Origin of the sequence: Rhodococcus sp. ACPA1 (genome assembly GCF_002300195.1) — a bacterium.
Lineage (GTDB): Bacteria > Actinomycetota > Actinomycetes > Mycobacteriales > Mycobacteriaceae > Rhodococcus_F > Rhodococcus_F opacus.
In genome coordinates, this window is the sequence record NZ_NSDX01000015.1 from 110,766 (window position 1) to 123,085 (window position 12,320).

Here is a 12,320-nt window from a genome sequence, read left to right on the forward strand (position 1 = left end):
GTCGGGTACGTCGTACCGCGCCGCGGATTCACACTGGACCGGGACGCCGTTCTCGCCGACGCGGCGGGCAGCCTGCCTTCCTACATGATTCCGTCGCTGCTGATCACGCTGGCGGAACTGCCGCTGACACCGAACGGCAAGGTCGACCAGAAGGCGTTGCCTGCACCGGTGTTCAGTGTGAAGGCGGAGTACACGGCGCCGCGCACCGAGTCGGAACGCATTGTCGCCGGGATCTTCGCCGAACTCCTCGGCGTCCCCCGGGTCGGTGTCGACGACAACTTCTTCGAACTCGGCGGCAACTCCCTGTCGGCCACCAAACTCAGCACCCGCATCGTGGTCGCGACGGGGACACGCATCGCCATCCGCGACGTGTTCGACGCCCCCACCGTCGCGGCCCTGGCCCGGCGACTCGACGGGCACGGTCCGTCCACCGCGATCGCACCCCTGACCGCGGCGGTCCGCCCCGACCGGATCCCCCTGTCACTCGCGCAGCAGCGGATGTGGTTCCTCAACCAGTTCGAAACGTCCTCGCCCGCATACAACCTGCCCGCCGCGGTCCGGCTCACCGGACCGCTGGATACTGCGGCGCTGGCCGCGGCGATCGACGATCTGATCACCCGGCACGAATCGCTGCGGACCGTCTTCCCCGATTCCCGGGGCGGACCGCACCAGGTGATCCTCGAACCAGGAGAGTTCACCCCCGACGTCGCACCGGTCCGCGTGAACGAGACCGGGCTGCGCGCGGATCTCGAGCAGTTCCTGCTGACCGGCTTCGACGTCTCCCAGGCCGTGCCGCTGCGGGTGAAGGTGTACTCGCTCGGCGACACCGAGCACGTGCTCGCTCTCGTCGTCCATCACATCTCCGCCGACGGCGTGTCCATGGAACCGTTGATCCGGGACGTGATGATCGCGTACGCGAGCCGCGCGGCCGGCCAGGCGCCCACCTGGGCGCCGCTGCCGGTGCAGTACGCCGACTACGCGCTGTGGCAGCGGGAGGTGCTCGGTGCCGAGTCCGAACCGGACAGCCTCGCCGCCGCGCAGCTCGAATATTGGACCCGGACACTCGCCGGTGTCCCGGACCAGCTGTATCTGCCGGGCGACCGGGGTAGGCCGGCCGTTCCGTCGCATCGGGGTGCGGCAACGCGTTTCACCCTGGACGCCGACACGCACCGGGCCCTGGCCGAGCTGGCACGCACGCACGGCGCCAGCATCTTCATGGTCGCCCACGCCGCGCTCAGCGTCCTGCTGGGCCGGCTCAGCACCACCTCCGACATCGCCGTCGGCACAGCGATTGCCGGCCGCGGCCGGGTGGAACTCGACGACATCATCGGCATGTTCGTGAACACCCTCGTATTGCGCACGACGCTGGACCCGGGAGCGTCGTTCGTGTCGCTGCTCGAGCAGGCCCGGGACGTCGACCTCGAGGCGTTCGCCCACGCGGACCTGCCGTTCGAGCGGCTGGTGGAGGTTCTGAGCCCGGTCCGCTCCACCTCGCACCACCCGCTGTTCCAGGTGGCTCTCGGCGTGCAGGCGGTCTCTGCCGACGGCCTCGAACTGGACGGGCTGTCGGTGGAACCGCTCACCCTCGACGCGAGCATCGCGAAGTTCGACCTGCACTTCACGCTCACCGAGCGGCTCGACGACGCGGCCGAGGCTGCCGGAATCGACGCCGAACTCGTCTACGCGACAGACATTTTCGACGAGAGCACCGCCGCCGGGTACGCGACCCGGCTGCGGCGGATCTTCGAGGCGGTCGTCGCCGACCCGCAGCGGCCGATCGGTGACATCCCGCTCCTCGGCGACGAGGAATACGCGGCGCTCACCCCGGTGCGCGGCGCCGACGCGCGACCGGTGCAGATCCTGCCCGAGATCCTCGCCGACGCCGTCGCCGCGGCACCCGACGGACCCGCCGTCGTCTTCGAGGGTGAGAGCCTCACGTACCGGGACCTCGACGAACAGTCGAACCAGCTGGCCCGGTTGCTCGTCGACAGGGGAGTGGGACCCGAAACCCGGGTCGCGCTGGCGCTGCCGCGGTCGTTCGAATCCGTGGTGGCCGTCTGGGCGGTGGCCAAGACCGGTGCCGCGTTCGTGCCCGTCGACCCCGGCTATCCCGCAGACCGCATCCTGCACATGGTGCAGGACTCCGGGGCGATGGTCGGGATCACCGTGTCCGCGAAACAGGCTCTCCTCCCGGACTCGATCCGGTGGATGTTCCTCGACGACCCGGCGCTCGAGGTGCGCTGCACCCACGAATCCCGGTTGCCGGTCACCAACCGCGACCGCATGCGGCCGATCCTGTCCGACCAGGTGGCCTACGTCATCTACACGTCGGGGTCCACCGGCCGGCCCAAGGGGGTCGCGATCACACATCGCGGTCTGATGAACCTGGTGACCGACGAGCGTGAGCTCCTCGGGATCACCTCCCGTTCGCGGACACTGCATTTCGCGTCCCCGAGCTTCGACGCCTCGGTGTTCGAGATGCTGATGGCACTCGGCGCGGGAGCCACGATGGTCATCGCCCCGCCCACGATCTTCGGCGGATCGGAACTCGCGGAACTGCTCGCTGCCGAGCACGTCACCCATGCGTTCTCCACTCCGGCGGCGCTGGCGTCGGTGGATCATCACGGGCTCGACGACCTCGCCGTGGTCGTGGTCGCCGGTGACGTGTGCCCGCCGGAACTGGTCGCCCGCTGGGCGCCCGGGCGTCGCATGGTCAACGCGTACGGCCCCAGCGAGGCGACGATCATGTCGTCCATCACCGAACCCCTCCGCGCCGGCGAACCGGTCACCATCGGCGGCCCGAGCCGCGGAGTGCGGGCACTCGTGCTGGACGGCCGGCTGCGTCCCGTGCCGGTGGGTGTGCCGGGCGAACTGTACGTCGGAGGCCCGAGCCTCGCCCGCGGCTACCTCGGACGGCCGGGACTGACTGCCGAACGGTTCGTCGCCGACCCGTACGGCGAGCCCGGCGACCTGATGTACCGCACCGGCGATCTCGTCCGGTGGCGGGAGAACCGCGTCCTCGATTTCGTCGGCCGCACCGACCACCAGGTGAAGATCCGCGGATTCCGGATCGAACTCGGCGAGATCGACGCCGCGCTCACCGCACACCCGCAGATCGAGTACGCCACCACGATCGGATACGAGCACCCGAACGGGGAGACCTCCCTCGTCGCGTACGTGCTGCCGTTCACCGGTGAGGACGTGGACCGGGTCGAGGTCGCGAATTTCGTCGGGCGCACCCTGCCCGCCTACATGGTTCCCGCCTCCGTCACCCTCCTCGACGCCCTGCCACTCACCCCGGCGGGCAAGCTCGACCGGGCTGCGCTGCCCGAGCCGATCTTCGCCGCCGCGGCCACCACATTCGAGGCACCGCGGAACCCGATGGAGGTGATCGTCGCCGGCATCTTCGCGGACATCCTCGCGTTGCCCGAGATCGGCATCCACGACAGCTTCTTCGATCTCGGCGGCAACTCGCTGCTCGCCACCCAGGTGGTGTCGCGGATCAACGCTGCACTCGACGTCCACGTCGGGGTCCGTGAAGTGTTCGAGTCGCCGACCGTCGCCGCGCTCGCGGCACGCATTACCGAGACCACCACCCACGGTGTGCGACGCCCCGCGCTGACGGCGAGGCCCCGGCCCGAACACATTCCGCTGTCGCTCGCCCAGCAACGGATGTGGTTCATCAACCAGTTCGACACCGCATCGCCCGCCTATAACCTGCCGGTCGCGCTGCGGCTGTCGGGCGAGGTGGACCTGCGTGCCATGCAGATCGCGATCGCCGATCTCGTCGGGCGGCACGAGGCGCTGCGCACCGTCTATCCCGACTCCGCTGACGGCCCGCACCAGGTGATCGTTCCCGCCGGGGACGCGGTGCCCGACCTGACGCCGGTGGCGGCGCACCCTGACGACGTCCTCGAGCGGGTGCTCGCACTCGTCACGACGGGCTTCGACGTGACCGCGGATGTGCCCCTGCGGGCGCGGATGTACCGCGTCGGCCCCGACGACTACGTGCTCGTGATGGTCGCCCACCACATCTCGGGCGACGGCTGGTCGCTCGCCCCGCTGGCCCGCGACGTCATGCTCGCCTACACCGCCCGCGCCGAGGGACACGTTCCCCGCTGGACGCCGCTGCCGGTGCAGTACGCCGACTACAGCCTGTGGCAGCGGGAACTCCTCGGCGACGAGGCCGATCCCGAATCGGTCGCCGCCGCTCAGATCGCCTACTGGACCCGCACGCTGGAGGGTCTGCCGGATCGGCTGTCCCTGCCGACGGACCGTCCCCGCCCCGCGGTCGCGTCGCACCGGGGGGCGCACGTGCCGTTCACCATCGACGCCGGCACCCACCGCGCCCTGCTGGCGCTCGCGCGCGGCCGGAACACCTCCCTGTTCATGGTGATGCACACCGCGCTCGCGGTACTGCTCGCCCGACTGAGCAACGAGTCCGACATCGCCGTCGGCGCACCCATCGCCGGCCGCGGTGAGGAATCCCTCGACGAACTCGTCGGCATGTTCGTGAACACCCTGGTACTGCGCACCCACGTGGACCTCTCCAGTTCGTTCGCGGACAGCCTCGCCGACGCACGCTCTACCGATCTGAGTGCGTTCGCGCACTCCGACATTCCGTTCGAGCGCCTCGTCGACGTGCTGAACCCGGCCCGGTCCCGCGCGCACCACCCGCTGTTCCAGGTCGCGTTCTCGTTCCAGAACCTCGCCACCACCACACTCGAACTTCCCGGGCTGCACGTCGAGGGACTCGACGTGCCGAACACGATCTCCAACTTCGATCTGCACCTGACACTGTCGGAGAAGCATGACGCCGACGGGTCCCCCGATGTGATCGAGGCTCAGTTCACCTACGCCACCGACCTCTTCGACGAATCGACCGTGCGGGCATTCGCGGAACGCTTCACCCGCGTCCTCGAGTCGGTCGTACAGGATCCGGACGTGGTGGTCGGCGCCATCGACCTGCTCGACGGTCCCGAACGGCAGTCGGTGCTCGCCGAATTCAACGACACCGGCGTCGATCTGCCGCCGACGACGCTCGCCGAACTGTTCTCCGCCCAGGTGGCGCGCACACCCGACGAGGCCGCCGTGTTCTTCGAGGGCACCGAACTGACGTACGCAGAGTTCGACCGCCGTGTCGACGCGCTCGCCCACCGGCTGATCGATCGCGGAGTGGGGCCGGAATCCGTGGTGGGACTGGCGATGAACCGGTCGATCGAACTGCTGGTCGGGATGTACGCGGTGCTGCGGGCCGGCGGCGCGTACCTGCCGATCGATCTCACCCATCCGGCCGACCGGCGCGCCTACGTGCTCGAGACCGCCCGCCCGGTGTGCATCCTCACCACATCCTCGGACGGGTTCGCCGCCGAGCCCGTCCCGGTCATCGAGATCGACACCCTCGACCTCACCGCCTCACCACATCAACCGGTGACCGATGCGCATCGCCTCGCCCCGCTGCGGCCGGAGAACACGGCGTACCTGATCTTCACGTCCGGGTCCACCGGCCGACCCAAGGGTGTCGCCGTGACGCACGCCGCCATCGCGAATCAACTCCGCTGGAAGCAGCACGAATACCCGCTCGACGCCACCGACGCCGTCGTGCAGAAGACCCCCGTCACCTTCGACCTGTCGGTGTGGGAACTGTTCTGGCCGCTGACCTCGGGCGCCCGACTCGTCATCGCCCGCCCGGACGGTCACCGCGACCCGGCCTACCTGGCGGACCTGATGCGTCAGCAGCGCGTCACGACAGCACATTTCGTGCCGTCCCTACTGGAGGCCTTCCTGGCGACCCCGGGTGCGGGGCAGCAGCCGGCCCTGCGGCGGGTGCTGTGCATCGGCGAGGCGTTGCCCGCCGACACCGCGGCACGCTTCCGTCGCCGGTTCGGGACCGTCTCGCTGCACAACCTGTACGGGCCCACCGAGGCCGCCGTGTCCGTGACCGCCTGGACACACACCGCCACCGACGTCGACACCGTTCCCATCGGCCGACCCGAGTGGAACACGCACGTGTTCGTGCTGGATGCCCGCCTGAACCCGGTCCCCGTCGGGGTGGCGGGTGAGCTGTACCTGGCCGGCGACCAGCTGGCGCGCGGCTACGTCGCCCGCGCCGATCTGACCGCCGAGCGCTTCGTGGCCAACCCCTTCGGCGCACCCGGTTCACGGCTCTACCGCACCGGTGACGTGGTGCGCTGGCGCGTCCGGGACGCGAGGGCGACCCTCGAATACCTCGAGCGCTCCGACTTCCAGGTGAAGGTCCGCGGGTTCCGCATCGAACTCGGCGAGATCGAGTCCGCACTGATGTCGAGCACGGGGGTGGGCCAGGCCGTCGTCGTCGCCCACCAGCACCCGCACACCGGGACCGCCCTGGTCGCGTACGTGGTCCCCGAGGACGGCGCCACCGTCGACTCCGCCGCGGTTCTGGCCGAGGTCGGCGCCCTGGTGCCGAGCTACATGGTGCCCGCCGCCCTCGTCGTGCTCGCGCAACTGCCCCTGACCTCGAACGGCAAACTCGACCGCAAGGGCCTTCCCGTGCCCGACTTCGCCTCGGCAACAGTCGAATACCGCGCTCCCGCGACACCCACGGAGGAATCGGTGGCCGCCGTGTTCGCCGACGTGCTCGGCGTCGAACAGGTCGGTACCGCCGCGAACTTCTTCGACCTCGGTGGCAACTCCCTCGTCGCCACCCGGGTGGTCGCCCGGCTGTCCGAACGACTCGGGCGCCGCGTGGAGATTCGAAGCCTGTTCGAGGCTCCCACGGTCGCCGCCCTTGCGGCACTGCTGGATTCGATCGACGCGACAGTACCCGCCCGCCCGACGCTGACGCCGGCCGTGCGTCCCGAACGGATTCCGCTGTCGTCGGCGCAACACCGGATGTGGTTCCTCAACAGGTTCGACCCGAACTCGGCGGTGCACAACATTCCCGCGGCGGTCCGGCTGTCGGGCGCGCTGGACGTCGACGCACTGCAGCACGCGGTCGCCGACGTCGTCCGCAGACACGAGTCACTGCGGACGGTGTACCCGGACTCCGCGGAAGGCCCGCACCAGGTGATCCTGCCCACCGACCGGGAGGGGGGCGAACTGTCCGTCGTCGCGACGGACGAGGCCGCGCTGCCCGCGCTGATCGCCGCCCTGGTGACCACCGGATTCGACGTCACCACGGAGGTTCCGGTGCGGGTGCGGATCTTCCGCATGTCCCCGACGGAGCACGTTCTCGCCCTGGTGGTCCACCACATCTCCGGCGACGGCTGGTCGATGGCGCCGATGGTGCGCGACGTGATGACGGCGTACGCGGCGCGGTCGGCGGGCACGACGCCGGACTGGGCGCCGTTGCCGGTGCAGTACGCCGACTACGCACTGTGGCAGCGGGCGCTTCTCGGCGACGAGACCGATCCCGAATCGGTTTCGGCACGGCAACTCGCGTTCTGGACGCGCACCCTCGCGGGCGCACCGGATCAGCTGGACCTTCCCGCCGACCGCCCGCGTCCCGCGGTGGCGTCGTACCGGGGCGGCACCGTCGACTTCGCCGTGCCGGCCGACCTGCACGGCACACTCCTGGCTGCGGCGCGGGACGCGAACGCGTCCCTGTTCATGCTCGTGCACTCGGCGCTCGCGGTGCTGCTGAGCAGACTCTCCGGCACCGGGGACATCGCCATCGGCACCCCCGTCGCGGGACGTGGCGAACGCGAACTCGACGACCTGATCGGCATGTTCGTCAACACGCTGGTCCTGCGGCACCAGGTCGACGGAGGCAAAACCTTCGCCGAACTGGTCGCCGACGTGCGCGAGACCGATCTCGCCGCCTTCTCCCACGCGGACGTTCCGTTCGAGCGCCTCGTGGAGGTGGTCAATCCGTCGCGGTCCACCGGGCGGCATCCCCTGTTCCAGGTGATGCTCACGTTCCAGAACCTCGACCAGACGACCCTTCGACTGGGTGACCTGTCGGTGAGCGGCGTCGACTTCGATGTCGACATCGCCAAGTTCGACCTGCAGCTCACCCTGATGGAGCAGTTCGACTCGGAGGGAAGTCCGGACGGGATCGCGGCCCGCCTCACGTACGCATCCGACCTGTTCGACGAGCCGTCCATGCACGTGTTCGGACAGCGGTTCCTGCAGATTCTGCGCGCGGCCACCGACAGTCCGGACACCGCGGTCGGCGACATCGACGTCCTCGGCGACGGCGAACGGAAGCAGATCGCCGGTACCAACGCGACATCGCACGACGTGCTCGCCGGGACGCTGGCGTCGCTGTTCGACACGACGGTCGCGGCGGACCCCGACCGGATCGCGGTGGTCTTCGACCGGGACGAGTTGACGTACGCCGACTTCGACGCCCGCGTGAACAGGCTGGCACGCCGGCTGATCGAGCAGGGCGTCGGCCCCGAGTCGGTGGTGGCGGTCGCGATGCGCCGGTCGATCGATCTGCTCGCCGCGATCTACGCCGTCGTGAAGGCCGGTGGCGCCTACCTGCCGGTGGATCCGGACCATCCGGCCGAGCGCACCGCGCATGTCCTCGACACCGCACAGCCGGCATGTGTGCTGGTGAGCGGCGCCGGACTCGCCGGCGGCGGATCGGTCCCCGTCATCGACGTCGCGTCCGAGGACGTCTCCGGCTTCGACAGCTCGCCCGTCACCGATGCAGACCGGCTGTGGCCGCTGTCCCCGGCGAACACGGCGTACGTGATCTTCACGTCCGGGTCGACGGGCCGGCCCAAGGGGGTCGCCGTCACCCATGGTGCGATCGTGAACCGCCTGCTGTGGATGCAGCACGAATACACCCTGACCAGCGCGGACGTCGTCCTGCAGAAGACTCCGGTGACGTTCGACGTGTCGGTGTGGGAGCTGTTCTGGCCGCTGCAGGTCGGTGCCACGCTGGTGATCGCCGCACCGGACGGACACCGCGATCCGCGGTACCTGACAGGGCTGATACAGGAACGTCACGTGACGACCACCCACTTCGTGCCGTCGATGTTGTCGGTGTTCACTGCCGAACCTGCTGCGGTGGTGTGTGATTCGTTGCGGTTGGTGTTCTGTTCGGGGGAGGCGTTGACGCCGGAGCAGGTGTTGCGGTTCCGGGCGGTCAGTGGTGCCGATCTGCACAATTTGTATGGTCCGACGGAGGCCGCGGTCGATGTCACGTTCTGGGAGACCGGTGCGGCGGATGTCCATTCGGTGCCGATCGGGCGTCCGGTGTGGAACACGCAGTTGCATGTGCTCGATTCGCGGTTGCATCCGGTGCCGTACGGGGTGGCGGGGGAGTTGTATCTGGCGGGGGATCAGCTGGCGCGGGGGTATCTGGATCGTCCGGATCTGTCGGCGGATCGGTTCGTGGCGAACCCGTATGTGGTTGGTGGGCGGATGTATCGGACGGGGGATCTGGTGCGTCGCCGCCGTGATGGGGTTGTGGAGTATGTGGGGCGTACCGATTTCCAGGTGAAGTTGCGGGGGCAGCGGATCGAGTTGGGGGAGGTCGAGACGGCGCTGGAGACGCATCCGGATGTGATGCAGGCGGTCGTGGTGGTGCACCGCGACGACCGCGGCGAGGAAGCGCTGGTGGCGTACCTGGTGGGACGGCCCGCGGCCGATTGGTCCGACGTGCGTGCACACCTGTCGGCCCGCGTCCCGTCGTACATGATCCCGGCACGCGTCGTGCACCTGGACACCCTGCCGCTGTCGGTGAACGGCAAACTCGACCGCAAGGCACTGCCCGCACCGGCCGTCCGGTCGGCGGCCGACGAGTACCAGGCACCGCGGACGGCGGCCGAGCGCGCCGTCGCCACGGTGTTCGCCGACGTGCTCGGCATCGACCGCGTCGGAGTCACGGACAGCTTCTTCGACCTCGGGGGCAACTCGCTGGTCGCCACCCGGGTCGCGTCCGCGCTCGGATCCGAGCTGGGAATCGACTTCCCGCTGCAATGGATGTTCAGCGACCCCACGCCGCAGTCGCTGGGACAGCGCATCCAGAAGTGGACGAACGACGGGGTGGACGGTGCCGGTGCGTCGCTCGACGTGCTTCTGCCGATCCGCACGAGAGGGACGGCGGAGCCGCTGTTCTGCGTGCATCCGTTCATCGGGCTCGCCTGGAGCTACGCCGGGCTCGGCCGCGAGCTGACCCAGGACCGGCCGATCTACGGGCTGCAGTCGCCGGCGCTGACCGAGGACGAGCCGCATCCGGAGACGATCACCGACTTCGCCGGCCGCTACGTCCGGGAGATCCGTTCGATCCAGCCGCACGCCCCGTACCACCTGGTGGGGTGGTCGCTGGGCGGGGTCATCGCTCACGAGATGGCAGTGCAGTTGCAGGACGCCGGTGAAGAGGTGCGTCTGCTGGGGCTCCTCGACAGCTATGTCGGGATCGACCGCAGCGTGGAGAACTCCGCAACCACCGCGGATCTTCTCGGCGGTGTCGGCCTGGACCTCCCGGACGACAGCGTGCTCGACGAACTCGCGCCGGACGGGCAGTTCGACGCCGAGCGGGCGGCGGCACTGCTGCGGGTCGTCGGAGGACCGCTGGCGGCACTGACCGCTCCCGAACTCGAGCGTATCTACCGCAATGCGCAGCGAGCGCCCGAACTGATCGACGCACACCGGCCGAAGGTGTTCGACGGCGAACTGGTGTTCTTCACCGCCGCCCTGGACGATGGTTTCCACGTGGACCCGGTGACCTGCTGGGGCCAGTTCGTGCGCGGGAGCATCGACGAGCATCCGGTGGACGCGACGCACTGGACGATGACGACGCCGGCTGCTCTCGCCGCGATCGCACCGCACCTCGAGCGTTCGCATCGTCGGCCGCGGCACGCCGCGCCCGACACCGGCAGGGACAGCGATCCCGATGACAGCGCGAACCGGCCGCACTCGGTGCGCTGACCGCAGCACCGCCCGACAGACCGGAAGGTTTGGTTTGGGCGGTGATGGGGGTATACCACGAAATGTGAGCGGTTGTACAGGAAACGAGCGGTTGACCACACGGAATGTCGGGGATGCCCGACCGGCCGTGGTTTCGGGGTGCCGATTTCATACCCCAGGTGTGAGATCTAGCCGAAGAGAAGACCAAACCCTTGACTCCGCGGTACCGAATAGTAGATTGAGAGCGGTCATGTGACCTACCTCTCAAATGGTATGGAAGCCCGAGAGGTCGGTCATACGTGGTTTCTTCGACTGCGTGTTCGGGGCGTGACGCTCGGTGCTTTGTGTGCTCGGAATGTAACGCGCCCGCGTTCAGCAGATCGGAGTACTTGGATGAGTCCTGTCGAGACGGTGACCAGCCCAGTGACCAACAGAAGCTTGTCCGTGTCGAACACCCCGTCCGCGCCGAAGCCGGGGTCGCAGTCTCCCCGGACGCGCCGAACGCCGCCCCGGCAGAGCCGAGACGGCGTTCGTACGGTTCGGTTGCCTGTGTCAGGCTCCGCGGCGCTTCGCCTTCAGCAGGTCGAGGCGCTCCTTCAGCAGCTCCTCCAGTTCCTCCTTGGAACGGCGTTCGAGCAGCATGTCCCAGTGGGTACGCGGCGGCTTGACCTTCTTGGCCTCGGGCGCGGTGCCCTCGACCAGGGTTCCCTCGAGGCCGTTACGGCACAGCCACGTGCCGGGAATCTCGGCATCGTCGGCGAAGGGAATGTCGAAGACCTCACCGTTGTCGCACCGGTACTTGGCCATCCGACGGGGCGCGAGGTCGTGGTCACGGTCGGTCTCGTAGCTCACCGCTCCGAGTCGACTTCCTCGAAGTACGCGATCTGCCATGGTTGTGTCCTCTCCTCGATCGTCTCCGCGCGAGTACGCCTGGACCAGAACCAAGCGTTCACACTCATCTACAACGCCACGGCCTCCCGATTGGTTCCCGCACGCCGCGCAGATGCAACCTCGACATCTTACCGGGCGGGCCTCGAGGCGCCGCGCAGTAAGGTGGTTGACCATGACCGGCGCCTCCCGCAGACCCGATTCCTGTGTGTGGTGCGGGAGGGAAGTGGCCGAGACGGGGATGGGGCGGCGTCGCCGGTACTGCCGCCAATCCTGCCGGCAGCGCGCGTACGAGCAGCGCAACCAGGTCAAGGGCACGAGTATCCCCGCCGATGCGGTGGTGCTTACCTCGGAGGAAGCTTCCGCCATGGTCGACCGGGTTTTCCAGGTTCGATGTGCCGCCGAGGACGTGGCGACAGCCGTTGCCGAAGGTGCGGCGGCCCATGAGGTGGAGTCGCTGTGCGCCGACCTCGTGCAACTCGCACGTGAGGCCGAACGCTTCCGCTGAGCCTCGGACAGAGGCGGGGGAGCGTAGGACGCACTCTGCTCGACCGGTCCGACCTTCGCCTGACGATGGCGATTCCGAA

Annotated in this window: 3 protein-coding genes (1 of these 3 only partly in view); 2 read left to right on the forward strand and 1 reads right to left on the reverse strand. The window is 68.9% G+C overall.

Annotated elements, in window-relative coordinates:
- Positions 1-10,866, forward strand: partial view of a non-ribosomal peptide synthase/polyketide synthase gene (locus tag CJ177_RS45220; protein ID WP_257015059.1) — the 3' portion only. It extends 18,669 nt beyond the left edge of the window; the window shows 10,866 of its 29,535 coding nt (coding positions 18,670-29,535); its start codon lies off the left edge, out of view; its stop codon occupies positions 10,864-10,866.
- A gap of 531 nt (positions 10,867-11,397) precedes the next feature.
- On the opposite strand, the gene CJ177_RS45225 is transcribed toward CJ177_RS45220, so the two are convergent.
- The gene (locus CJ177_RS45225; RefSeq protein WP_005255751.1) at positions 11,398-11,736 is read right to left on the reverse strand and encodes an RNA polymerase-binding protein RbpA; all 339 of its coding nucleotides are present in this window, start codon (positions 11,734-11,736) and stop codon (positions 11,398-11,400) included.
- A gap of 172 nt (positions 11,737-11,908) precedes the next feature.
- On the opposite strand from CJ177_RS45225, the gene CJ177_RS45230 reads away from it, so the two are divergent.
- The gene (locus CJ177_RS45230; RefSeq protein WP_005246337.1) at positions 11,909-12,241 is read left to right on the forward strand and encodes a hypothetical protein; all 333 of its coding nucleotides are present in this window, start codon (positions 11,909-11,911) and stop codon (positions 12,239-12,241) included.
- Positions 12,242-12,320: the final 79 nt, after the last annotated feature.

What these genes read in the sequence shown, in the direction of transcription:
- CJ177_RS45225 (WP_005255751.1), bottom strand. Translation starts at nt 11,736, where the DNA reads ATGGCAGATCGCGTACTTCGAGGAAGTCGACTCGGAGCGGTGAGCTAC.
- CJ177_RS45230 (WP_005246337.1), top strand. Translation starts at nt 11,909, where the DNA reads ATGACCGGCGCCTCCCGCAGACCCGATTCCTGTGTGTGGTGCGGGAGG.